The organism is Shewanella sp. M16, from assembly GCF_018224605.1.
GTDB lineage: Bacteria > Pseudomonadota > Gammaproteobacteria > Enterobacterales > Shewanellaceae > Shewanella > Shewanella oncorhynchi.
The window spans coordinates 81,374-104,904 of sequence record NZ_JAGTUL010000011.1; the positions used below are offsets into that span (position 1 = coordinate 81,374).

24 protein-coding genes are annotated in these 23,531 nt (G+C 45.8%); 9 read left to right on the plus strand and 15 right to left on the minus strand.

The features are described 5' to 3' along the window. Positions 1–12 precede the first annotated feature (12 nt). Positions 13–1,422, minus strand: a complete 1,410-nt coding sequence (glnA, locus tag KFE26_RS09655) for a glutamate--ammonia ligase (RefSeq protein WP_113941334.1) — start codon at positions 1,420–1,422, stop codon at positions 13–15. A gap of 1,010 nt (positions 1,423–2,432) precedes the next feature. Here glnA and typA point away from each other — a divergent pair. Further along, positions 2,433–4,244 carry a translational GTPase TypA gene (typA, locus tag KFE26_RS09660; protein ID WP_105251119.1) on the plus strand — a complete coding sequence of 604 codons (1,812 nt, stop codon included), beginning with the start codon at positions 2,433–2,435 and terminating at the stop codon, positions 4,242–4,244. A gap of 115 nt (positions 4,245–4,359) precedes the next feature. On the opposite strand, the gene KFE26_RS09665 is transcribed toward typA, so the two are convergent. The 6 genes from KFE26_RS09665 to KFE26_RS09690 all read right to left on the minus strand — a co-directional run bounded on the left by KFE26_RS09665 (position 4,360) and on the right by KFE26_RS09690 (position 10,839). Then, entirely contained in the window at positions 4,360–5,382 is a 1,023-nt protein-coding gene (locus KFE26_RS09665) for a diguanylate cyclase domain-containing protein (protein ID WP_212600262.1), read from the minus strand. A 195-nt stretch (positions 5,383–5,577) separates the two neighbouring features. Beyond that, positions 5,578–7,239, minus strand: coding sequence for an LTA synthase family protein (locus tag KFE26_RS09670; RefSeq protein ID WP_249195643.1), 1,662 nt, complete (start codon positions 7,237–7,239; stop codon positions 5,578–5,580). Positions 7,240–7,755: 516 nt separating this feature from the next. Then, the gene (locus tag KFE26_RS09675; RefSeq protein ID WP_105251122.1) at positions 7,756–8,172 is read right to left on the minus strand and encodes a hypothetical protein; all 417 of its coding nucleotides are present in this window, start codon (positions 8,170–8,172) and stop codon (positions 7,756–7,758) included. A gap of 282 nt (positions 8,173–8,454) precedes the next feature. Next, positions 8,455–9,669, minus strand: coding sequence for a 4Fe-4S binding protein (locus KFE26_RS09680; RefSeq protein WP_105251123.1), 1,215 nt, complete (start codon positions 9,667–9,669; stop codon positions 8,455–8,457). A gap of 266 nt (positions 9,670–9,935) precedes the next feature. After that, a complete protein-coding gene (locus KFE26_RS09685) occupies positions 9,936–10,589 on the minus strand; it encodes a DUF2959 domain-containing protein (RefSeq protein WP_105251124.1) in 654 nt (217 codons plus the stop codon). Positions 10,590–10,617: 28 nt separating this feature from the next. After that, on the minus strand, positions 10,618–10,839 hold the full coding sequence (locus KFE26_RS09690) for a hypothetical protein (protein WP_006079786.1): 222 nt from the start codon (positions 10,837–10,839) through the stop codon (positions 10,618–10,620). A gap of 81 nt (positions 10,840–10,920) precedes the next feature. On the opposite strand from KFE26_RS09690, the gene KFE26_RS09695 reads away from it, so the two are divergent. From KFE26_RS09695 to azoR, 6 genes are all read left to right on the plus strand, one after another. After that, positions 10,921–11,892, plus strand: coding sequence for a virulence factor BrkB family protein (locus tag KFE26_RS09695; RefSeq protein ID WP_212600263.1), 972 nt, complete (start codon positions 10,921–10,923; stop codon positions 11,890–11,892). A gap of 35 nt (positions 11,893–11,927) precedes the next feature. Then, positions 11,928–12,881, plus strand: coding sequence for an alpha/beta fold hydrolase (locus KFE26_RS09700; protein ID WP_212600264.1), 954 nt, complete (start codon positions 11,928–11,930; stop codon positions 12,879–12,881). After that, a complete protein-coding gene (locus KFE26_RS09705) occupies positions 12,878–13,483 on the plus strand; it encodes a hypothetical protein (protein ID WP_212600265.1) in 606 nt (201 codons plus the stop codon). Before KFE26_RS09700 ends, KFE26_RS09705 begins: the two co-directional genes overlap by 4 nt. Before the next feature lie 16 nt (positions 13,484–13,499). After that, on the plus strand, positions 13,500–13,937 hold the full coding sequence (gene dtd, locus KFE26_RS09710) for a D-aminoacyl-tRNA deacylase (RefSeq protein WP_212600266.1): 438 nt from the start codon (positions 13,500–13,502) through the stop codon (positions 13,935–13,937). A 93-nt stretch (positions 13,938–14,030) separates the two neighbouring features. Further along, a complete protein-coding gene (locus KFE26_RS09715; protein ID WP_212600267.1) occupies positions 14,031–14,468 on the plus strand; it encodes a thioesterase domain-containing protein in 438 nt (145 codons plus the stop codon). A 181-nt stretch (positions 14,469–14,649) separates the two neighbouring features. After that, positions 14,650–15,246 (plus strand): FMN-dependent NADH-azoreductase, encoded by a 597-nt coding sequence (gene azoR / locus KFE26_RS09720; protein ID WP_212600268.1) that lies wholly within the window; start codon positions 14,650–14,652, stop codon positions 15,244–15,246. Positions 15,247–15,413: 167 nt separating this feature from the next. On the opposite strand, the gene KFE26_RS09725 is transcribed toward azoR, so the two are convergent. The 3 genes from KFE26_RS09725 to KFE26_RS09735 form a co-directional block, all read right to left on the minus strand. Further along, the gene (locus KFE26_RS09725; RefSeq protein WP_212600269.1) at positions 15,414–15,599 is read right to left on the minus strand and encodes a hypothetical protein; all 186 of its coding nucleotides are present in this window, start codon (positions 15,597–15,599) and stop codon (positions 15,414–15,416) included. 75 nt (positions 15,600–15,674) lie between these two features. Next, on the minus strand, positions 15,675–15,998 hold the full coding sequence (locus KFE26_RS09730; RefSeq protein WP_105251132.1) for a rhodanese-like domain-containing protein: 324 nt from the start codon (positions 15,996–15,998) through the stop codon (positions 15,675–15,677). A 146-nt stretch (positions 15,999–16,144) separates the two neighbouring features. Further along, on the minus strand, positions 16,145–16,720 hold the full coding sequence (locus KFE26_RS09735; protein ID WP_212600270.1) for a helix-turn-helix domain-containing protein: 576 nt from the start codon (positions 16,718–16,720) through the stop codon (positions 16,145–16,147). 163 nt (positions 16,721–16,883) lie between these two features. On the opposite strand from KFE26_RS09735, the gene KFE26_RS09740 reads away from it, so the two are divergent. Beyond that, on the plus strand, positions 16,884–18,071 hold the full coding sequence (locus tag KFE26_RS09740; protein WP_212600271.1) for a benzoate/H(+) symporter BenE family transporter: 1,188 nt from the start codon (positions 16,884–16,886) through the stop codon (positions 18,069–18,071). A gap of 52 nt (positions 18,072–18,123) precedes the next feature. On the opposite strand, the gene KFE26_RS09745 is transcribed toward KFE26_RS09740, so the two are convergent. Next, on the minus strand, positions 18,124–18,600 hold the full coding sequence (locus tag KFE26_RS09745) for a GNAT family N-acetyltransferase (RefSeq protein ID WP_212600272.1): 477 nt from the start codon (positions 18,598–18,600) through the stop codon (positions 18,124–18,126). A gap of 571 nt (positions 18,601–19,171) precedes the next feature. On the opposite strand from KFE26_RS09745, the gene KFE26_RS09750 reads away from it, so the two are divergent. Continuing rightward, entirely contained in the window at positions 19,172–20,167 is a 996-nt protein-coding gene (locus KFE26_RS09750) for a hypothetical protein (protein ID WP_168826486.1), read from the plus strand. 82 nt (positions 20,168–20,249) lie between these two features. Here the strand turns inward: KFE26_RS09750 and KFE26_RS09755 are convergent, their stop codons facing one another. From KFE26_RS09755 to KFE26_RS09770, 4 genes are all read right to left on the minus strand, one after another. Then, entirely contained in the window at positions 20,250–20,393 is a 144-nt protein-coding gene (locus tag KFE26_RS09755) for a hypothetical protein (protein WP_212600273.1), read from the minus strand. A 265-nt stretch (positions 20,394–20,658) separates the two neighbouring features. Continuing rightward, on the minus strand, positions 20,659–21,402 hold the full coding sequence (locus KFE26_RS09760; protein WP_212600274.1) for a hypothetical protein: 744 nt from the start codon (positions 21,400–21,402) through the stop codon (positions 20,659–20,661). A 31-nt stretch (positions 21,403–21,433) separates the two neighbouring features. Further along, entirely contained in the window at positions 21,434–22,693 is a 1,260-nt protein-coding gene (locus KFE26_RS09765) for a beta-ketoacyl-ACP synthase (protein WP_212600275.1), read from the minus strand. Beyond that, entirely contained in the window at positions 22,694–23,419 is a 726-nt protein-coding gene (locus KFE26_RS09770; RefSeq protein WP_212600276.1) for a 3-ketoacyl-ACP reductase FabG2, read from the minus strand. Positions 23,420–23,531 lie beyond the last annotated feature (112 nt).

Here is a 23,531-nt window from a genome sequence, read left to right on the forward strand (position 1 = left end):
TAGCGCTAGCCATTACAGGCTGTAGTACATTTCAAACTCAAGTGGGTGAGTTGTACGTGCTACGCGCTCAGCTTCTGCTGTTTTCAGTACGATATAAGATTGGATGAAATCTTCACTGAACACGCCGCCTTTTGTCAGGAACTCATGGTCAGCTTGCAGATTTTCAAGGGCGTTTTCTAATGACGTTGCCACTTGTGGGATTTCAGCCGCTTCTTCTGGAGGCAGATCGTACAGATCTTTGTCCATCGCTTCACCTGGGTGGATCTTGTTTTGGATACCGTCAAGACCCGCCATCAGCAGCGCTGCGAAACCTAAGTATGGGTTTGCATGTGGATCAGGGAAACGTGCTTCGATACGACGGCCTTTAGGGCTTGGTACCACTGGAATACGGATTGATGCAGAGCGGTTACGGGCAGAGTAGGCCAACATAACAGGTGCTTCAAAGTGTGGCACTAAACGCTTGTAAGAGTTCGTGCTTGGGTTAGTGAAAGCGTTCAGCGCGCGAGCGTGCTTGATGATACCACCTATGTAGTACAGAGCCGTTTCACTTAAACCTGCGTATTTGTCGCCAGCGAACAAGTTAACACCGTCTTTCGCCAGAGATTGGTGAACGTGCATGCCGCTACCGTTGTCACCAACGATGGGTTTAGGCATGAAAGTCGCCGTCTTACCGTAAGCGTGTGCCATGTTGTGCACTACGTACTTCAGAATCTGGATTTCATCCGCTTTCTTAGTCAAGGTGTTGAAGCGAGTTGCGATTTCGTTTTGACCTGCAGTCGCCACTTCATGGTGATGCGCTTCAACCACTTGGCCCATTTCTTCTAACACTAAACACATAGCGCTACGTAGGTCTTGTGATGAGTCAACCGGTGCAACTGGGAAGTAACCGCCTTTAACAAATGGACGGTGACCTGTGTTGCCGCCTTCGTAGCTAGTGCCTGAGTTCCAAGCCGCTTCTTTAGCGTCGATCTTAACGAAACAACCTGACATGTCAGTACCGAAACGGACATCGTCAAATAGGAAGAATTCTGGTTCTGGTCCAATCAATACAGTATCAGCGATACCAGTAGAGATCAGGTAAGCTTCTGCTTTTTTGGCAATTGAGCGTGGGTCACGGTCGTAACCTGTCATAGTACCGGGTTCAAGAATGTCACAACGGATCAGCGCTGTAGTTTCTTCGGTGAAAGGATCCAGTACGAATGTCGTTGGATCTGGCATCAGTACCATGTCTGATTCGTTAATGCCTTTCCAACCTGCGATAGAAGAACCGTCAAACATTTTGCCGTCTTCGAAGAAATCAGCATCTACCTGATGAGAAGGAATAGATACGTGCTGCTCTTTACCTTTAGTGTCGGTAAAACGTAAATCAACGAACTTAACTTCTAATTCTTCAAGTTGCTTTAAAACTGATTCAACTGACATTCTCAAGCCTCCGGTAGGGTAAAGGGATGCCCCTTCTATAATCTTTTAACTCAAGTGATTTATCTTGAGCCAAACTTACGAGCTATAAAGCGATATCCATGCCAATAATGTAACTTACTGATTAACATGGTTTAAAATCTTTGTTGCACTTAATTGGATTCGCGTGTGCACCATAATAGTGCTTTTGTCTGTGGCATTTTGGTGCATTACTCCATTTTGGTGCGCACTGAATTGATTCATGCAAACCTTAAGCTGGGATGCACAGCGATAACATGCACCGCTTATATGGCAATGAGATGGCAATGACACTTTGGCTTTCACTATCTCAGTAAGTACTGCCTCTGTGAAGCTCACACATACTTTCAGCGCCGATCGGGACTATTTACCACCGCATAACCGCCGCATAATTGTCATAAAACCACGCTAGTCTGTCCAACTATGCCACGCATTATCAATCCAATAGTGGTTTATTATCATATTATTAGGAAAGAGTTCGTTCTCATGTGCGAAATGTCTTTGCTGTTCACAGGCCAAGTGAAATCAGTGATGCGTAAAAAGGTATCCCGTGACAATGAAGTGAGTCTTAATGCCATCGGGTGTAAACGCCAACATGAACGTTAGATTAAGTGTGCCGCAGAATTTATTGCAGTGTGTTCACGTGGTAATTTCTCTGTGTCTAAGTCGATTTTGCTGATGCTTAAATCGACATTAGCAGTGCTAACATTGAATACGAAAAATAGCAAATTCAGCGGCTTAACTCGGATTTTTCCTACGAATATGGCAATTAAACAGAGCGTTAACTCTGGCTACAGAGGATTTTACTCAGTGGATGATTGACGGAAATTACCCAAGGATTGGCAGATTGTTTTATAAGTGTTCAAAAATAATCCTGTGCGCCAAGGCCGCTCTGGAGTAGAATGGCACGCTTTTTATTGTGGTAGATCGAGCTCGATCACCATAACGAATTACTGAAATATCCCTATTTTTGTTTGATGGTAAGAGGTTTATCCGTGCTAGAGAATTTACGTAACATCGCCATTATTGCACACGTTGACCATGGCAAAACGACCCTGGTAGACAAGTTGCTGTCACAGTCAGGCACCCTTGCAACCCGAGGAGAAGCCACTGAGCGGGTGATGGACTCCAACGATCTTGAAAAGGAACGTGGGATCACGATTCTGGCAAAGAATACTGCCATCAAGTGGAACGACTACCGTATTAACATCGTTGATACCCCAGGCCACGCCGATTTCGGTGGTGAGGTTGAGCGTGTTCTGTCTATGGTTGACTCAGTATTATTGCTGGTTGATGCCGTTGACGGTCCAATGCCACAAACTCGCTTCGTAACGAAGAAAGCGTTTGCTCAAGGCCTAAAGCCAATCGTTGTTATCAACAAAATTGACCGTCCAGGTGCACGCCCAGATTGGGTTATTGACCAAGTATTCGACCTGTTCGATAACTTAGGTGCAACTGACGAGCAGCTAGATTTCCCAATCGTTTACGCTTCTGCGTTAAACGGTTTTGCAACTTTAGATCCGGATGTAGCGAGCGATGATATGACGCCGCTGTTCCAAACTATCGTTGAAAAAGTATCTTTCCCAGATGCTGACGCCGAAGGCGCGTTCCAGATGCAAATTTCGCAAATCGACTACAACTCATACGTGGGTGTTATCGGTATCGGCCGCATCAAGCGTGGTAGCGTTAAAACGAACCAACAAGTGACTATTATTGGCGCTGATGGCAAAACTCGTAACGGTAAAATGGGACAAGTATTAGGTTACATGGGTCTAGACCGTACTGAAGTTGAAATTGCTAACGCTGGCGACATCGTTGCTATCACTGGTTTAGGCGAGCTGAAAATTTCTGACACTATCTGTGCCGTTGGTGCAGTAGAAGCTATGCCACCTTTGACTGTTGATGAACCTACTCTGACCATGACTTTCCAGGTTAATACTTCACCTTTTGCAGGTAAAGAAGGTAAGTATGTGACTTCACGTAACATTCTGGAGCGTCTGCAAACAGAATTAGTCCACAACGTGGCACTGCGTGTTGAAGAAACAGAAAGTCCAGATCGCTTCCGTGTATCTGGCCGTGGTGAATTGCATTTATCAATCTTGATTGAAAACATGCGTCGTGAAGGTTACGAGTTAGCCGTATCACGTCCAGAAGTTATTCTGAAAACTATCGACGGTGAACTGTGTGAACCATTTGAAACGTTGACTGTTGACGTTGAAGAAGAAGATCAAGGCACAGTAATCGAGAAATTAGGTACCCGTAAAGCTGAAATGAAAGACATGCAGCTTGATGGTAAAGGTCGTGTACGTATCGACTTCATCATCCCAAGCCGTGGTTTAATCGGTTTCCAAACTGAGTTTATGACAGCGACTTCTGGTACTGGTCTAATTTATCACTCATTCGACCATTATGGTCCGCACAAAGGTGGCGATATCGGTCAACGCGCTAACGGCGTATTGATCTCTAACGCAACGGGTAAGGCATTGACCTTCGCACTGTTCGGTCTGCAAGATCGCGGTCGTCTCTTTATCGGCCACGCCGCTGAAGTATACGAAGGCCAAGTGGTTGGTATTCACGCTCGCTCAAACGATCTGACAGTTAACTGTTTGAAAGGTAAGCAGCTGACCAACATGCGTGCTTCTGGTACTGACGAAGCCCAAGTGCTGACGACGCCAATCACAATGACACTTGAGCAAGCGCTTGAGTTCATCGATGATGATGAATTAGTTGAAGTAACGCCTAAGAACATTCGTGTTCGTAAGAGACACTTGACTGAAAACGATCGTAAGCGCTTTAACCGCGGTTAATGCCAGCCTGTTAATTCAGGTGACACGCCCTTAAGGTGAGTCAATCGGTTTAAAAAGCCCTGCATAGGAAACTGTGCAGGGCTTTTTGTTGGGATAAATTGAGTAATGGGTATTATTAGTCCTCATCCATCACCCGTATGCAATTGCGCCCAGCGGATTTTGCGCGGTAGAGAGCGGCGTCCGCTTGGCGAACGAGTTCTAACACATTTTGTTTGTTAGAGGGTTGCAGATAGGCGACGCCTGCGCTCACTGTCACAATCCCAAGGTCGGTATTTGCATGCGGAATGGCAATGGCTTGGATCAGCTGATGTATATGCTGCGCTGTATCGAGTACCGTTTGTTTGTCGACATTTGGTAATAGAATGACAAATTCTTCGCCGCCGTAGCGAGCGACTAATTCGCCCGCTCTGCGACCGGACTGGGACAGTGTACTCGCTAATTGTTTAAGGCAATCATCTCCGGCGAGGTGGCCATAGTGATCGTTAAATTGTTTAAAGTGGTCAATATCGAGCATGATGAGGGCCAGTGATGAATTGCTCCTTTGTCCACGACTCCACTCTGTTTGTAACATCATGTCAAATAGGCGGCGATTGCCGATATTGGTTAAACCGTCGGTATTGCTGAGTATTTCAAGTTGCCTATTGGCTTCTGCCAGTTCACTAGTTCGAGCTGTGATCATGGATTCAAGTTCGACGTTACGCTCCTCTAATCGCGCGATCGGGTAAATCTCCCCTTTGTGGGCTAAGCCGTAGGGGATGGATATGCCACTGTGGACAATCATCCAGTCGTTGTTTTCTCGGTGAAATATCAACACTAGCCGTGCTGTCTCGCGGGAAAGCATAGGATTAGGGATAGGTAAGTGGATATGGAAAAAGGCTGTCACAACCACGAGGTTGTCGGCAAGGTCTTGTAAAGAAAGATCTAACATTTCGATGTGGATTCGCTCAGGCACTTGTGCAAAGTCCTGACGAGTGATTCGCACCCATTCTTCCCTGCTGGTGACAAGCTGGTCACTGCTCCCTGCATAGCCGCTAAAGTTATCACTAAAGCGACGAGTTAGCCTGTCATCACGGGAGGCATACATCTCAATATATTCGTCAAATAACGAATGGATCAATTGCTGTCGGTCGGGTCGCATAGGTTAGCTCCGTTGGGGAACATAAAACCATTTTTCTAATATCCGTATAGGAATATTATCTGCGATAAAGTCTAGCTGTTGCCTGATTGTAATCAATTTTATGACGTATATATTAAAAATACTGCAGAGAGTGATGTAAGCCATTATCTGCAGTATGTTTTGTGAGACAAAATTGTTTTGCATTCACTTAATGTATCATTTAGCCCAAGTATTATTTAACACAGCCTGTTGTGATAGTTGGAATTCAAGTTTTAGTTGTTCTGCATACTTAGGAGCATCATTTTGAGTAAAATCTGCACTATCACTCTCTGATATGATTTTATCTCCCGCAATTAAAAACGAACCTGAGTTAGTAAATGCGCCTAGTAAGTCCCCTTTTACTACTATGCTGTAGGGTTTTCGATCTCTATAAAGTGATCGTCCAACAGATGCGAATTCGTTATTAAAACCGAGTAAATCAAAAGCTGTAGGTAAAATATCTAGTTGGCTTGCAAGTATTTTATGCCGTTTAGGGGTTATGTTTTGCCCTGGACGGTAAATCCATAACGGAATATGGAATGCACTTTCTAAGCCCGGCGTTTTCGTATTGAACAAGGTATGATCTGCTAAAATCATGAAAGTCGTATTTTCGTACCAGTCCTGCTTTGAAGCTTCTGTAAAAAATGCTTTAAGAGCTTCATCTGTATATCTAACTGTGTTCAAAAAATCTGTAAATGTATCTTGGCCATACGGATAAACCTGTAAGTGCTTCGGTGTTTCTACGTATGGCATGTGGGTGGTGCCTGTAAATGAAAAACTGATAAAAGGTTTGTCACTTTTATTGGCCAGTTCGAGTGTTTTCATTAGCATTTCATAGTCCCAACCAAATTGAGCACCATCGGGATCGGGATAATCTGAGCGGGTAATGGGGATATCACTGCGACCTAAATATTGCTGAAAACCCGCATAGTTAGCGATGGAATCTAGGCGAATGGAATCGCGTTTTGAGCTTTGCAGCATTTGGGTTTGGTAGCCGTGTGATTGGGCGATATTACCGATTTTTGTGAGGCGTGATAATTCGAGACCACCACCAATATAGCCCACACTTTCTAGGGGCGGTAGGCCGAATAAGCTGGCTTGAACCCCTAAATTACTGCGCTGACCGACGGCGTAAAAATTGTCATATACTTCGGCTTTTTTAGATAATTCATCTAAAAATGGTGTGACTCTATAATCTGATCCGGATAAGCCATCGACATAGGCGTAGCTCAATGCTTCAACTAAAATAATGACTAAGTTACGGCCATTGGGGCTATTTTCAGGGAAGTGACTGAGAAATGGATATTGATACGCTTCATCTTCAGTTTTGTTCAGACGGGCTGCAAGCTGTTCTGCGTTGAAATATTTGTAATCTGTGCGTTGGTAGCTCTGTGCTGTTCCTTTGGCCCCCGTGTAAATGCCATTTAATATCAAATTAGCTTGCTGCTCATTCTGGCTATCATAGGCATCGATAATCCCTAATGGCTTACCGTGTAAGTCTAATCCGCGCATGCACAGGATCAATAAGGGTAATGCGAGTAAAAATGTACCACATTGAGCTAGAAATGATTTATGCGGTTTGGCGACATAGAAAAGGGTACGCCATTTTTTTAGCCAAAAAAGGATGGCTGAAATAACTAATACTAAGCTAAATATGGTCAGAGCAAGATGATCTTTGACTAGAAACGGAATAATAAATGATGTCTCTGTCATGAGTAGAGGCAGATCATTAAATGTGTGTCTGTTTACTACCCCAAAATAGATGAAATCACCCATCAGTGCGATGGTTGATAGCATCAGCATAACTAGACCTAGTTGCAGTCCAGTTCCTTTTATCATTGAGGCAATTCGGCCCTTTGCTGGGGTTAATATGAGTAAGGTCGGCAATAGCAGCACATAGCTTGCTGTCATTAGATCAAATCTAACTGAAGTGAACAGTATCGTCATGACATCGATACTTCCCGCAAAATAATCGTGATACGCAATGTAATTGGCTAAGCGGAAACAGGCGAGAATGAATAACATTGAGACATAAAGAAACAACACACTGCGAAATTGACTTAACTTCATACGATTAATTTGATCATCAGACATTGAGAAATGGCGCATAATAGCACAGCAGTCGTCACGAGTTCAAAATCAGGCAAAGCTTGTTGGTATTGCTTAGCAGGGGTTGCTGATGAGAGGTTACTGGATTGCGTTAGCTGAGTGTGTCACTAGGCGGCACGTGAGGTCTTTTCTGGATAGTATTACTTGGCAGTGGCTTTATTGCTGACGCCTATCATCGCTGTGGTGCGACCGAGGACGTCGGGATACTCGATAGGACTTAGAGCCCTATCGAGTGAGCAGTCAAACTTATGATTTAGCTTTATCTGCCAATTTTACCGCATTGACACTTTCACCTTTGAAGCTGATAGTCACATTTTTCTGAGCGACTTCATTATCTTTCAGCAAAGTTTTAGTGGTTTCTGCCAGCATTGGAGAAGCTGCATTTAACGCACTAAGATCATAGGCCCAAACTTCTAGATCCGCTTCATTATAAGTACTAGCAGGCGCACCTAATTTTTCAGTGATTGTTTGCTTGGTTGAGCCTTCTTTAATGCCGAATGTATTTTTAATCGCTTCATTCGTTGCGCTGTCTAACGCATTGGTTGCCGTATCATTCACTGTGTCAGTGACAGATTGAGTTGCTGATTTAACGATTGAATCGAATGGGCCAGCATAAGCAAATAATGGCAGAGCAGTAAGAGCGATCAATAATGATTTTTTCACACAATAATTCCTTTGGTTAATACATTCCTTTATTAAATGCGCGCGAATTAGACCAGTAATTAGATTTTGTGTCAATTAAGCATCTGTTCTATATGATTTTATTTTAATCCTTTTAGATTATTCCTACTAAGTTGGTCAACCTTTAGTTGTACCTAAAGGTTTCCATTTTGAGGTTTTCTAGTCTTATCTGCTGCTGTTTTTCAATTTCGTTAGTGTTTTATTCCATCGCAATTGGATCCCGTCATATGTGTCATTTTAGGTGTTCTAGTGATGTCGCGTGTTTTAGTGCCCAATTCTATTAATCACTTGGATCAATTCCATGCGGATGTTGTCTGGTGTTTGGCTATGCCAGAAACCAGCTAAGTAAGCGCCCAGCGGTAGGATAAATAATGCGATAAGCACTAATGCGAGCAATCCTTTATGACCGAGCCTGTGGCCAGATTTCAGTCCAAGGCCGAGGGCGGCAGATTTAGGGCAAGCCGCGACACAGCGCATGCAGGCTTGGCACTCGTCACTGCGAACCGTGGTTTTAGTGTGCACTATGATGTTTGCTGGGCAAGCGCGGGTACACTTGTCACATTTCATTCCTTTCGCTTCGATAAGACAGTGCTGGGTATTGCGGCGAATTTTTAATGGGCTCGCAAAGCTTAAGATCCCAAGCATAGCACCATAGGGACACAAGTAACGGCAGAATCCCTGACGACGCCATGCCGCTAAAGCGAGGATCAGCGCAAATACCAGTAGCGTGATTAGGCTGGGTGTTAGGAAGAACAATGCCATCTTCAAGTCGGCAATCTTATGATAATTACCTTCAAGATAATGGGGGATGGATTGTGCTGGCATACCAATGACTATGTAGCAAAGTGCTAGGAGTAATAGATATTTCAACATTCGCAGTGGCCAATCTAGCCAAGCGGGTGGTGTAAGCTCTGATTTAATAAAGCGTTTTCTAAAGGAATACAGGTATTCCCCTGCCAAACCTAATGGGCAAGCCCAACCGCAAAATGCCCGCTTGCAGAGTAAACCTGTGAGTAATACCGCCGCTAGCATGACTGCTGCCGCAGGATGGGTTTGATCCCACAAATTGAGGCTGATAATGGCTTTAAGCTCAATGCCACCCGCAATCGGTAAAAAGGCATCGACTACGTCTGGGCGCATTAGCCAAGGTGTGATTCCTTGCTTAAGCAGTACGGTATTGATTGTGTATTGTATGGCAACCAGCAAGAGCGATAGCGCTAAAACATGTTGAGTCCCTTCACGAAGGGTATTGATTTTAATTTCACCCTTGAGTGCATCAGGCGCAAATTTATGCCCAAGTAGCATCAGTGGTAGTGCAATAAGAAGCCCGAGAGCCAGTGGCCAATAAAGACTCATTGCCACCGCACCGATACTGAGCAACAGAGTGGCGACAGCGCCCCATTTCTGGCCGCTCCAATAGCTGAGGGAGGCGAGATACATGAGTGCCAACATCAGCGTGAGTGATTCGATAAAAGTCATAGTGATGAATACAGCTAATAAGTTACAAGTACAGGCTCTGAGTGGTGAACTGAGGATAAGTTTTTGAGTAATAAGTGAAATTGTGCGTCAGATCTAAGATTCGCGCTATCAATCAATTAAAGCGCGCCATAGCTCACAAAGCTAAGTGTTTTAGTCTTGCACAAATAAAGTATGGCTTGCAGGGACAGCGTGCGAGGTCACACAAAGAATAAAAAGCCCCAGCAATTTATTTTGCTAGGGCTTAGGCGTTCAGTGGGGCATTTGGATTAATTTTTTGATTTTTCGAGTGCTTCGATAAATTTGCTCGATTCGTTAATCGAGGTGTTCATCTCTTTAATCAGGGCCGAAATATCGGTTTGCAGACTCGCAAATTCGCTTTTAATCGCACCAATGGCTTGGGCGTTCAAGTTATGCTTGAGATACAGCATATTATCTTTCATGGCGGTGAGTATCGGCGGCATTTTTGACTCGGCACGGCGCATACTTTTGATCAATTGTTCATAGGCGCGGCGCGTTTCTTTGAGTTTAGCTTCACTGTTGCGGCGTAGGTTGGCTTTACTGATCTCGCTAATTTCATTTTGCCACTCATCGAATAGTGCTTCGGCTACATCTTCGACTTTATTGATGCGGTTGCTGACGTTGTCGGCGGCACTTTGAGCCGATTCGTATTCATCTTTGGCTCTGCTATAGGCTTTTTCTAAGTTGCCATCACTGTAATTGAGTAGCGCTTGCATTTCTTCTAGGGCTGAGCTGAACTCTTTTTGAGCATCCTGTTGGGATTTTTTCGCATCTTTAACTCTGTCGACCATAATATCGCGTTTATGGTAACCGACCTTTTCCATTGCGCCGTAGTAGGCACTCTGGCAACCACTAAGCAGGAGACTTGTGGCAATCAGCCCTGAAGCTATCAGTCTTTTCATTGGGTGTTCCGTCGCTGAATGAAATTAATTAATCGGCTTTAAATCGCGCCGCATCGATAATGCTCCACAGATGAAAGATAGCACCTATTACCGCGGGCACAATCAGCCACCAGAGGGCATAACCCACCACTGTGATAATGAAAAATAACAGTGCGGCCATTATTCTGCCTTGCAATAATTGGCCTAGCCCAGGAAAAAATAGGCTAGCAATAGCGGAAATAACGTTACCTGCAGATCCTTGTTGAGACATCAATTCACTCCTTAGACTTGTAAATTAAGTGTTTATTGTACGAAGATAACGAGTCTATACCAACAGAATCAAGAGAAACCCGTGACTAAGAAGATAGAACTGGCACAAATTCGCGCCTTATTCCTCGGGATCTGGCACTTCCTGCTGCATTTGAGACGGCGTTTAGTTGAAGATCAAATCAATATCCGCGCCGGACATTTAGCCTATGTCACACTGTTGTCACTCGTGCCTATGGTGGCGGTGACTATGTCTATGCTGTCAGCTTTTCCGGTATTTAAGGGGATACGTGGACAGATAGAAGGTTTCGTTTATCAGAATTTTTTACCCGCCGCTGGCGATACTGTGCAAGTGTATATCAATGAGTTTGTGGCCAATGCCTCTAAGGGGACTGCGGTCGGGATTGCGGCCTTAGTAGTGGTTGCCATTTTGCTGATTTCTGCCATTGATAAATCGCTTAATAACATTTGGCGCACTAAAGAGAAGCGTTCAGTGGTGGTGGCTTTTTCTATGTATTGGATGGTCATCACTTTGGGCCCGGTATTGGTGGGGGCCAGTTTGGTCGCCACTTCCTACGTGGTGTCATTGAAGGTCTTTGATGGTCAGTTGTCGGGTGTGGTGCCCGTGTTTCTTGAGCGTTTGCCCATGCTGTTCTCAGTTGCGGCATTCTTGCTGTTGTATATGGTGGTGCCTAATCAAAAAGTGAAGTTTCTACATGCACTATTAGGGGCGATTGTTGCCGCAATCTTGTTTGAGTTAGGCAAAAAAGCCTTTGCTTTGTATGTCACTCAGTTTCCGAGTTATGAAGCGATTTATGGTGCTTTAGCCGTGATCCCCATTATCTTTGTCTGGGTGTATTTATCGTGGATGATAGTATTACTCGGCGCGGAAATTACCGCCGCTATGCCTGAATATTTAGATTATGAGTCGAGCTCAGATGATGACGAAACCGCTCTGAATGCTAAGCCCCTAGAAAATGCCTCTCAAGATAATTCCGCTGCGGTGTTAACTTCGGCTGAGGTGACGGCACTCAAGGCGGTGGCTAAATCTGAATGACCCCATTAGAGGATTATTAATGGCGATGACACTGAATGCCTGAATCCTTCCCATCTTTTATCCGTCGCGACTGGTTTAACGTTGGCAATGGTCAGCAATTGCATCTGGCGCAATACGGTAATCCACAAGGTATCCCACTGCTGTATTTGCACGGCGGTCCAGGAGCGGGTTGTGATATCGGTGATTTAGCTTTATTTAATGGCGATCAATATTGGATTTTGCTTTTAGATCAACGCGGTTCTGGGCAATCTTTACCCTTTGGCGATTTAGCCAACAACCATCTGACTGGTTTGATTAGCGATATTGAGGCGATTCGCCTCGCATTGGGTATTGAGCGTTGGTGTTTAGCAGGTGGTTCTTTTGGGGCCACATTAGGCTTAATTTACAGCGGATTATTCCCAGAGCGGGTGATTGCACAGGTACTGTGGGCGTTATTTATTCCATCCAAAGAAGGTCTCGACTGGCTCTATGGCGCTGACGGCGCGGCAAAATTGCAACCTGCTGCTTATCGATTCTTCAATGACATTTTTCCGGTTCAGTTATCGCTGACTGAACTGCTGGATTCGTATCATCTAGGTTTGGCATCGGCCGATGAAAATGTGCGATACCATTTTGCGCGGCGTTGGGTACAGTGGGAGTTGCAGCTTGCGGGGGCGAGGTTAGTGCTACCAAGGCTGTTACCCGAATCCGTATTAGCATTAGCCAATATCGAGTTACACTTTGCTCGACATAATTACTTCAATGCCATGAATGTGTTACAGCGCGTGACGCCTAGAGTGAAGGCGCGTAGTGTGTTATTGCAAGGAATGCAGGATGCGATTTGCCCAGCGGCGCTATTGCGCGATTTTTTGGCTGGGTTAGAGCATGCTATTACAATTCAATCTGTTGTCGATGGCGGACATATGCTCAATAGTGAGTCTCTGTTTTTGGCGGTCACAGCAGAAATCCATGTTATGTGGTCGTGGATACATCAAAGGGAAATACAATGAAAACATTGCTCATCAGTGCCACTTTACTCGGATTAACCGCCTGTGCTACCACGGCCCCTTCTCAAACAAGCGCTATTGATCAAGTGGCGACTCAGGAGGTCGTGAGTGCCCCTGTCGCGCCCAAAGTTGTTGAACTCGGTGGGTTGACCAATGAAACTGCCGCTGATCGCTTGTACCAAGCGCTGATTAACGCAAATTATCTGGCCACCCAAGTTGCGCCGACTAAAGTTGCTGTGCAGTTTGGCAATAACCAATTTTTGCTTGAGCCGAGTATCAATTCAGCGGGAATTGACCGTATTTTAATGAATCGCTTCTATGCTGTGCACCCGCAATTACAGGCTAGCCAAGAGTTGCCTGCCGTGATTGGCACCTTGAATCAGAAGCTTAATTTTGCCAAGTTTGTGTTGTTGGACCAAGGCGCAGTGATCCAAGTACAAGGTACAGTGACCTTTGCCGACCGTATTGAAATAGAAGAGTTACGTCGTTTTATGCTGTGGACGAATGGCGGCTTAGCGCAGGTCGTACAATCTTTGCCTGATGGCGTAGAGCAATATATCCGCCCGCTCCCGCTAATGCCGCAAATGGTTCCCGTTAAGCCTTAATCTAAAAGGAAAAGTTGTGATTGCGTTAATTCAAAGAGTGAGTCGCGCCAGTGTAGTGGTTGATAACCAAACCTTAGGTGAAATCAATAAAGGCTTGTTGGTTCTGCTCGGTGTCGAGCAAGAAGATACCCGCGAGAAGATGGAAAAGTTGGCGACTAAAGTCATGAGTTATCGCGTTTTTACCGATGAAAAGGGCAAGATGAATCTCAATCTAGAACAAGTCGGTGGGTCTTTATTAGTTGTGTCACAATTTACCTTAGCCGCTGATACAGGCCGAGGCTTGAGGCCGAGTTTTTCAGGGGCGGGTACGCCGGAACAAGCTTTAGGCTTGTATGAAGAGTTTGTCGCATTCTGCCGCGCTAAGGGCGTTCACACAGAAACCGGACAGTTCGGCGCCGATATGCAAGTGTCCTTAGTCAATGATGGCCCAGTGACCTTTAATCTGCAGGTGTAGCTTCTATCGTGATGTTTATCTAGGGGTCTAGGTGATGGGGGCTAGGCATAATCAATGTCGCTTGTACCAAGAGGGAGTATTAAGGGAATGCACATGGATCAATTACTCATTAAATTACGCCAGACTTGGCACAGTACGATCCCCGTTAGCGAGTTTATGCAGATAATGCCACTCGATTACAGCGAGGGAGAATTTCGAGTCACAGCGCCGATGATGCCCAATATTAATCTGCATCAGACCATGTTTGCGGGCAGCATTTATACCTTGATGACCTTAACAGGCTGGGGTGCCGTGTGGCTAAATCAACAGTTGGTGGGCGTGGCGGGTGATATTGTGCTCGCCGATGCCCATATTCGTTATCTTGCTCCTGTGACTTGTGACCCTGTGGTAAAAGTACAATGGCCAGATGTGGATCTCAGCCCGTTACAAAGGGGGCGCAGGGTTAAGGTGAAGCTGGAAGTGCAATTGTATTGTATGGATTCACTGTGTGCGGTTTTTGAAGGCCTGTATGTTAGTACGTCGAAAGTATGAATGCGTTGAAAACAACTTAGTGTATTTGTATGTCGAAGGTGACGTATAACCTTTCTAAAAAATCGAAGCTAATCTCAGATTTTATCCGCTTTATTTCTTTTTTATGGGCTAATACACTAGCGTCATAGAGTTGAGATATTCCATCTGACTCTGAGTCATTTACCTATTTTCGGAGCAGATTATGTCTAAAGTCTTAATTTTAAAATCAAGCATTCTTGGCGGTTATTCACAATCTGCCGTGTTAATTGACCACTTAGCGAGCCACTGGGGAAACCAAGGCGCCGCTATTACAGTACGTGATTTAGGCGGTAAAGACGTACTGCCTATGGTAGACGGTGAAATCGCTTCTGGGTTACGCGGTGGTGCAGAATTATCGGCACGTCAGCAAGAAATGCTCGCCTTATCAGATACCTTAGTCGCTGAATTAAAAGCGAACGATACGATTGTTATCGCTGCACCTATGTACAACTTTACGATTCCGGTTCAACTTAAAAACTGGATCGATTTTGTCGCCCGTGCTGGTGTGACTTTTACTTACACTGAAACGGGTCCAAAAGGATTAGTGGAAGGTAAACGCGCTGTGTTAGTGACGACCCGTGGCGGCGCTCACAAAGATGGCCCAACGGATCATGTTGTACCTTACTTGAAAACGGTTTTAGGCTTTATGGGGATCACCAATGTTGAAGTGGTTTACGCCGAAGCGCTGAACATGGGTCCTGAAGCCCACGACAAAGGCATGGGCGAAGCGAAACACAGTATCGATCAGCTGAAAGCTTAATTGTTCCGTTGATTAGCTGAGTCATTTGATTTAGCTGAATAAATAATGCCAGCCCTTAATAGGCTGGCATTTTTGTATGTGCATTTCAGCTAAGCACGCTTGGCTTAAGTGGCTAGGTTTGAGCGGCTAGACTCGAGTGGCTAGTTTTAAGTGGCACGCTTAGCTGTTTATTCGCAAAGGCTGCAGCCATTGGCGAGGGTGCTTGTCTCAATATAACGCACCTTAGTGCAGGCTTGGTCGCGATTACGACTGATGATAAAGCGTGTATGGCGTTCAGTTCCAAGCGGCTTTTCAGCAGGGTTAACCTGTGTGGCTTCAAACTGTAACGTTTTGGCATGATTTGTTTTATGCATACACCACCTCGCAGATATTTAAGTCATCACAATGTACAGACTGGCCTGATTAGCGCCGCACAACCAAGGCTTAAATTAGCTCGGCTGGCAGCAGACTAAATCTTTAAGCGAGCCACCATTTACCACGCAGCTAAAGCCATTGGCCTTGAGAATGTCGCAGCCCTTTTGTGCTCGAATCCCTGCGCCACAGTAGAGCACGAAGGGATGTTGCTTATTGTCGACTTGGTGTAACCATTGGTCGAGCGTTGGCAATGGCACATTAATGGCTTGGGGCAAGTGACCTGAGGCAAATTCCTCTGGTGAACGCACATCAATCACCCGTGCGCCTTGCTCAATCAATTGCCAACATTTTTCGCCCGAGTGGCTGCCGGATAACTTAGCCAGTAAAGATTGAAACATAGCATTGCTCCTACCATTAGAAAATTTTCAATAAGTTTATTCTAATGAATTGGCGAGTGCAAGCGCTGCAGATTATCGGCAGTGAATGGTTTGGTCTTTGGCGTTGTTGGTACTTGAACTCTGCATTACTGGCGTTAGATAAGCTACTACAAGCTAAATTCATTGCCTCTTTGATAGTGAATGATGTCGTGGAATACCACGGCTTGGTCGTTTAGATTGCGATAGCCATGGGGTTTGTCGGCCGCAAATCGTACTGCTTCACCTTGCTTGAGTGGTTGCCACTCGCCATCGACTAGCACTTCCATAGTGCCGCTCAAGACAATGACATGCTCAGTGACACCCGTTTCATGGGGCTCAGAAAGGCGCTCATAGTTTGGCAGCAGCGTGAGTTCAAACATCTCGAAACCGAAGCGCTCTTCAAAGGGGAAGAGTGAGGCGACTAGCATGCCGTCGGTGGCGGGTTGTTGGCGTAAGTCGTCGGGCTTACGGAATACTGCGCCTTGGCTCTGGGGTGTGGGTTCGAGAAAGGTCGACAGCGAGATATTGAATCCACTGGCTATTTTCCATAGCGTCGCAATGGTTGGGCTTGATTCACCGCGCTCGATTTGTCCTATCATGGCCTTACTAACGCTCGTCTCTTGGGCGGCTTTATCTAAACTCCATCCCTTTTGGTTGCGAAGTGCTTTAAGCGTGGTGGCGAGATAGCTATTTATCGTCTGCACAATGGCCCCATCATTTTTATGAAAATTTAGTTTGTACGTTATAACGCACAGGTGTTATCTTGTCCATCTCGTACGTTATAGCGCACAAAAGCTATCTTGTTCATTTTATAAGTTATAGCGCACAAAGTAATGGCGACACTAATTGCAGAGAAAAGGGGTGGATATGTGGCGAGATGCAGGGAGTTTATCAAAAATATCAGCGGGTTTTATTGCGGTATTAGTGGGTTATAGCAGCTCGGCTGTGATCATCTTTCAAGCGGCGGAGGCTGTGGGTGCGACACCTGCACAGATCAGTTCATGGCTGTGGGCTTTAGGTGTGGGCATGGGCGTGACCAGCATAGGGTTATCTCTTTACTACAAGAATCCTATTCTAACGGCTTGGTCTACACCGGGCGCGGCGCTGATGGTGACTAGCCTAGCGGGGTTGAGCGTAAACCAAGCCATAGGCGCGTTTCTGGTGAGTTCGATTTTAATCACTCTTTTCGGGGTGGCGGGCTGGATGGATAAACTTATTCGTATCACGCCGCAGTCAGTCGCTTCAGCCATGTTGGCGGGGATTCTGCTGCAATTTGGCCTAGGGCTATTTCAGGCGATGCAAACCCAGCTGAGTCTAATTTTGATCATGTTGTTGGTGTTTGTCGTCGTTAAGCCTTTTGCGCCGCGTTACATCATCTTGCTGACCTTGTTGGTGGGTATAGGCATGAGTTTTCAATTAGATTTACTCAAGCTAGATGCTGTTCAGTTGCAACTGGCAATGCCGGTGTGGACGACACCTGAGTTTTCGTTGGCGAGTGTGATTGGCGTAGCATTACCGCTGTTTGTGGTGACTATGGCCTCGCAAAATATGCCGGGCGTTGCTGCGCTGCACGGTAATGGTTATAGGCCACCCATTTCACCTTTGATCACGAGCACAGGGTTAATAGGGGTTATCCTCGCGCCCTTTGGCGGTTTTGCCTTTAATTTATCCGCCATCACAGCCGCTATTTGTATGGGTAAAGAAGCAGACCCGAATCCCGCGACCCGTTACTGGGCGGCGGTATGGGGCGGGGTGTTTTACTTTATCACTGGGTTATTGGGCGCCACTGTGGTTGGCCTGTTTTCCGCTTTCCCGAAGGAATTAGTACTGGCCATCGCCGGATTAGCACTACTTGGCACTATCGCCAATAGCCTGACCGCCGCATTAGCTAAAACCGAAGATCGCGAAGTGGCAGTGATCACTTTTTTGGTGACGGCCTCGGGTTTTAGTGTGCTGGGCATCGGCAGTGCATTTTGGGGGTTGTTACTTGGGTTTATTATCCATTGGTGGAACGGGCACAGAACTGCATCAGTAGTTAAGCGAGCGAATACTTAACTGCAGCAAAAGCGCCTTAGAGATGAATTTCAAAGACTAAGGCGCATGTGTTTTAGATTTTCTTCGTCATAAACACGCTATTGGGATCGAGTTGATAGGTGTCGAAGGGGCCGCAGATTTCAAAACCAAATTTGCAGTAGAGCAAGCGAGCGGGGTTAAAGAAGTCCATCGAACCTGTCTCTAGACTCAGGCGTTTGACGCCAGCGCTTTTGGCATCGTTAATCAAGTGCTGCAATATCTTAGACGCTATGCCCTGTTTTTTATAGGGCGCGGCGGTGCGCATGGATTTGATCTCCGCATGCTCGGCATCTAACCATTTTAGTGCACCGCAGCCCGCTAAATTGTTGCCATCCCAGAGGGTCCAAAAGCGAATATTGGGCTGACGCAGGCCGTCAAGATCTAATGCGTGAACGCTTTCAGGCGGAGAGGTTGCCCGCATATCGTCGAGGTGTTCCTGCAGTAAAGCCGCAATCTCAGGCCCTTTAAGGTCATCTAAGGTTATTTTCATGGCTCTTATGGTGGATTTCATGGCAGATCGGGTGCTCCCTATTATTGTGGCTTATCCATAATGGCGTCATCGCGCTTTGTCGTCTGTTTGCCAATGCGCCATGGTGGATAAGCAAATGCTAGGCCAAGCGTTTTTAGCTTTAGCTAAAGCTAAACGCAGAATCAAAGTCAAAGTCGTGGGGTTTCACCCCACACCCGACCAAAAGGGGAAAAGCGCCTGTTCCCCTTTTGGATACCCCCCGGCGTCCCCAACGGAGTTGAAAGCCCCTTGTGCTCATTGACAAATTTGCTATCGCTTCCGAAGGATGCGTCCCTGCACCTGCGAAAGCTAGTCGGTCATCCATGACCGAACTCACGCAATTTGTCTATTCGCCCTGCGGCAACTCCGAGGTGATGGTATATTCTTTTGACTTTAGAGTTGTCTGATCGTCCTTAAAGCATAAAAGAGTAGTTGTCCTGTTTCTGCCTGTAGTAGGAGTTTTAGCCTGAATTTAGGGGCGGAGTGCAGTAAATCAACGTCAGAATTTCCCCAAATTTAGCGCGGCGAATAACTACTAATACGTTAGCAATAATTATAATTAACAGAGGTGGATATGGGGTGGAAAGGTACTGTTAGAGCAATCAATGCAGCAGCTAAAAAAGCTGAACGAAATGCTAAAAAGTCTCAGAGAGAGCTAGCACTTAGACATAAAGAATATGCAAAAATGCAAGAGTTAGAACAGGCCGCGTATGATGTAGAATTTTTTGAAAATTATATAGAAATTGTTCAATCGATGCACAAAGAGTGTGGTGATAGCATTAATTGGGAAAAAGTTGCAGTTATAGCAGAACCGAATAAACCTATTTTCATCAAAGGATTAGAGTCGGAGGCGATTAGTCAAAAAGAACAATATCAACCGAGTTTTTTTGACCGTTTATTTAAACGTATTGAAAACAAGCTGAGAGTTCTAGATGTCGCAATTGAGTCTGCTAAAAAGCAAGATCAAATTAATTTTGAGTTGTCACTTGAAAAGTGGCAGCAGAATTATAAAGAGTGGGCGGAAAGTGTTGAGCAAGCTAATTTGCTTATAGCTGGTGAGCCAGAAGCAAGAATTAACACGATCAAAGAGCTTAATCCTTTTAGCGAGTTAGACACTTTAGGTTCTAGTTTGCATTTTTCAGTATTGGAGAATTATCTTCTAACCATAAATATAAATATTCGTGGCGCAGATATTATTCCAAATGAGCAAAAATCGTTGCTTAAAAGCGGTAAGTTGTCAGTTAAGAAAATGCCTGTAGGTAAGTTCAACGAATTGTATCAGGACTATGTATGTAGTTCAGTTCTGCGCGTGGCTAGAGAAACTTTTGCAATCTTGCCTGACGAGTTTGTGTTGATTAATGCTACCGATAAGCTGTTAAACAAGGTTACTGGATATCTTGAAGAGCAAACTATATTGTCGGTGTATGTATCAAGGAGCACTTTGGATAGTTTGAATATGGATTTAATAGATCCTTCTGACAGCATGCGAAATTTTATCCATAACATGTCCTTTAAGCCGACAAAAGGCTTTGAGCCTGTTGTGCCAGTAGACGTGGTAACACTTGCGTAAATTGAATGACTAAAAGGGAACTGTTAATGTGTGGTATTGGCATTTGTTATTTTTTTAAAATCGCCATCGCTAAATGTTAGCTCTAGTCTTTGAACCTAAGGTTACACAGATGCTCTAAAGGCAAACCATGGTGATTGGTGAGACGACCGCCCGCCCCATGGACGGGGCGGTCGAGCATCCAAGGATGGACTTGAACAACATCCGTGTTTAACTGCCAGTTCGCCATCCATGGCTCTCGTTCATAAGCTTAGAAACCTTAGGTTTCTATTCACCGTGTCGTCGAGCCAGTACCATGGTTGGCCTCACTCTGAACAATATCTATGTTTAACTGCCTCTTCGCCTTCGGTAACTCTCGTTTATCAACTTAGAGCCTCTAGGTTCTTTCACAGTGTAGTGAGTGATTACCATGGCAAGCCTGTATAGGCGAATATAAAAATGGCCGAGGATAAGCTCGGCCATGATTTGCTCGATTAAGCGTAAAACGGGTAGGTTTAGTAGTACTTCTTCAAATAACTCTCGGCGTAGTTTTTGAGTTTTTTGTTTGAGCTCGCGGTTGCCATATTTTCAATCACATCGCGGTAAGCGGTATTCCCCGAACTAGCTAGCGCTTTTGCCATGTTGGCATAGGTATCGATGGCGAGTTTGTCATCGGCCATTAAGCGTGGTGTTTTCAATTCGTTACTGAGTACGGCTAGGATAAAATCATCGTACTGGCGGTCATCTATGATGCGTTTAGCCGCGAGACGCATTAATTCTAAATCATTGCTGCGTAGGGCATTGGCAAAGGCATTATTTTGCTGACTTTGATCGGCAGTATATTGGCTTTTATCCGCAAGAATCGCATTCCATTTTTTATATATCGTTATGTTTTCTAAAGCTTGACCTGCGTATTTTTTGAGTTTTTTAGGATAATCACCATTAACAATCTTGTTGATGGTTTCGCTGTACTTATCATTGCCTGAATAAGCTAAGCCTTTGACTAACCAAGCACTGTAGTCAATGGCATTTTTTTCAGTGGCTTGGGGCAAAGATGCGAGTAGCTTTGCTTCGAGCGCATCAAAAATGGCAGGATCGGATAAACCAGCGATGGTGAGTGATTCAATGGCTTCTTTTTGCTTGAATTGGTTATCACCCTTAAAGATTTCTTGATAGGTTTCTACCTTGTATTCCTGAGCCAATAAAGGCGAGCTTAATAAACTGATGCTAAGCAGCATACCTGCAAAGAGTGGTTTCATGGTGATGTCCTTATGTGGTTTTTATATGTTGTTATTGGGCCCAGCGTTTAAAAATCAGCGAGGTATTAATGCCGCCAAAGGCGAAATTATTACTCATCACATAATCTGTATCGATTGGGCGCGGCTCGCTGCGGATATAGTCCAAATCGGCGCATTGTGGGTCGATACTTTCAAGGTTGAGTGTCGGCGCAAACCAGCCAGCATTCATCATCTCAATACTCACCCAAGCCTCTAACGCGCCGCATGCGCCTAAGGTGTGGCCCGTGTAGCTTTTAAGGGATGAAATCGGCATACCAGCACCAAATACTGCGTGGGTCGCGTGGCTTTCGGCGATGTCACCGCGATCCGTTGCCGTGCCGTGGGCGTTCACATAACCTATGGCGCTAGGCTCAAGCTGTGCATCTTTGAGGGCCAATCTGATGGCGATTTCCATGGTCTGCGCGTTTGGTTGGGTGACGTGTTGGCCATCTGAATTCGTGCCAAAACCGACTAACTCAGCGTAAATCTTGGCGCCGCGCGCCTTGGCGTGTTCTAGCTCTTCGAGCACCAGCGTACAGGCGCCTTCGCCAATCACGAGGCCATCACGGCTCGCATCGAAGGGGCGTGGCGTGAGTTCGGGCGTTGAGTTTTTAGTGCTAGTGGCAAACAGGGTATCGAACACGACAGCCTCTGTGGGGCAGAGTTCTTCACCGCCGCCCGCCAACATTAAGGTTTGATGACCGTATTTGATGGCTTCATAGGCGTAACCTATGCCTTGGCTCCCCGAGGTACAGGCGCTGCTAGTGGTGTGAATTCGGCCTTTTAAGCCGAAAAATACCCCCACATTCACCGCTGTGGTGTGTGCCATCATGCGGATATAACTCGTGGCGGTGACGCCCGACATATCACCGGTTTTCAACATATCGCCAAAGGCGATGATGGCATCGGTACTGCCAGTGGACGAGCCATAGGCGATACCCATTTCACCCGAGGATACGATAGGATCGTCTAACAATCCCGCATCGATTAATGCAAGTTCACTGGCGCGGGTCGCCATGATGGAAACCCGACCCATAGAACGAATTTTCTTGCGTGAATAATGGCTTGGCACTTCAAAGTCGCTAATGGGCGCGGCTAAGCGGGTATTGAGGCCATCGTATTTATCCCATTCGCCCATAGTGACAACACAGTTTTTCTGTGCCTTAAGGCTTGCCGCTATCGTCTCCCAATCATGGCCCAGGGCGGTAATGCCGCCAATGCCAGTGACGACCACTCGTTTCCCTAAGCGGGTTTGATTTGTCGGCTCGCTCATTTAGATCATGCCTCCATTGACCGATATCACTTGGCGAGTGATATAGGCGGCATCGTCAGACATTAAAAAGGCGGCTAAGGCGGCGATTTCACTGGGTTTACCCATGCGGCGCATCGGCACTAATTGCTCGACCATATCCTTAGGAATATCGGCCACCATGTCGGTTTCAATCAAGCCGGGAGCGATACAGTTGACGGTGATTTTGCGTTTTGCCAGTTCTAATGACAATGCCTTAGTCGCGCCGATAATACCCGCTTTTGAGGCGCTGTAATTCACTTGGCCACGGTTGCCCGCAATCCCAGACACCGAAGCTAAGGTGATGATGCGCCCGCCCTTGCGGCCTTGTACCATAGGCATGACGCAGGGGTGGATGACATTATAAAAACCGTCTAAGTTAGTGTGGATGACGCTGTCCCACTCGCTTTCTGTCATAGCAGGAAAGGCGGTGTCGCGGTTGATACCAGCATTGAGGATCACGCCATAATAGGCACCATTGGCCTCGATATCAGCTTCAATGGCGGCTCTGACGGTGGCGCGGTCGGCGACATCAAATTTCAGCAGGCTCACATTCACCCCAAGCGCGCGAACTTCTGCGGCGGTGGCATCGGCAGCCGTTTGGTTACTGTGGTAATGCAGGGCGATATCGAAACCCGCCACGGCGAGTTTTAGGGCGATGGCTTTACCAATGCCTCGGCTCGAACCGGTAACTAATACTCTGTTATTCATCTGTTTTCTCCACCCCATTTTATCGTTATGTGTCGGTATGGGGTTTCATGTATTTATGGTAAAAAGGTCGCTTGTTAAGGCGCTTTAAGGCTTTTTTATCTACATCATTGCT

Coding starts and splice junctions, on each gene's coding strand:
- glnA (WP_113941334.1), bottom strand. CDS start 1,422: ATGTCAGTTGAATCAGTTTTAAAGCAACTTGAAGAATTAGAAGTTAAG.
- KFE26_RS09665 (WP_212600262.1), bottom strand. CDS start 5,382: ATGCGACCCGACCGACAGCAATTGATCCATTCGTTATTTGACGAATAT.
- KFE26_RS09670 (WP_249195643.1), bottom strand. CDS start 7,239: ATGATAAAAGGAACTGGACTGCAACTAGGTCTAGTTATGCTGATGCTA.
- KFE26_RS09680 (WP_105251123.1), bottom strand. CDS start 9,669: ATGACTTTTATCGAATCACTCACGCTGATGTTGGCACTCATGTATCTC.
- KFE26_RS09685 (WP_105251124.1), bottom strand. CDS start 10,589: ATGAAAAGACTGATAGCTTCAGGGCTGATTGCCACAAGTCTCCTGCTT.
- KFE26_RS09690 (WP_006079786.1), bottom strand. CDS start 10,839: ATGTCTCAACAAGGATCTGCAGGTAACGTTATTTCCGCTATTGCTAGC.
- KFE26_RS09700 (WP_212600264.1), top strand. CDS start 11,928: ATGCCTGAATCCTTCCCATCTTTTATCCGTCGCGACTGGTTTAACGTT.
- KFE26_RS09705 (WP_212600265.1), top strand. CDS start 12,878: ATGAAAACATTGCTCATCAGTGCCACTTTACTCGGATTAACCGCCTGT.
- KFE26_RS09715 (WP_212600267.1), top strand. CDS start 14,031: ATGGATCAATTACTCATTAAATTACGCCAGACTTGGCACAGTACGATC.
- azoR (WP_212600268.1), top strand. CDS start 14,650: ATGTCTAAAGTCTTAATTTTAAAATCAAGCATTCTTGGCGGTTATTCA.
- KFE26_RS09725 (WP_212600269.1), bottom strand. CDS start 15,599: ATGCATAAAACAAATCATGCCAAAACGTTACAGTTTGAAGCCACACAG.
- KFE26_RS09730 (WP_105251132.1), bottom strand. CDS start 15,998: ATGTTTCAATCTTTACTGGCTAAGTTATCCGGCAGCCACTCGGGCGAA.
- KFE26_RS09740 (WP_212600271.1), top strand. CDS start 16,884: ATGTGGCGAGATGCAGGGAGTTTATCAAAAATATCAGCGGGTTTTATT.
- KFE26_RS09745 (WP_212600272.1), bottom strand. CDS start 18,600: ATGAAATCCACCATAAGAGCCATGAAAATAACCTTAGATGACCTTAAA.
- KFE26_RS09750 (WP_168826486.1), top strand. CDS start 19,172: ATGGGGTGGAAAGGTACTGTTAGAGCAATCAATGCAGCAGCTAAAAAA.
- KFE26_RS09755 (WP_212600273.1), bottom strand. CDS start 20,393: ATGGCGAACTGGCAGTTAAACACGGATGTTGTTCAAGTCCATCCTTGG.
- KFE26_RS09760 (WP_212600274.1), bottom strand. CDS start 21,402: ATGAAACCACTCTTTGCAGGTATGCTGCTTAGCATCAGTTTATTAAGC.
- KFE26_RS09765 (WP_212600275.1), bottom strand. CDS start 22,693: ATGAGCGAGCCGACAAATCAAACCCGCTTAGGGAAACGAGTGGTCGTC.
- KFE26_RS09770 (WP_212600276.1), bottom strand. CDS start 23,419: ATGAATAACAGAGTATTAGTTACCGGTTCGAGCCGAGGCATTGGTAAA.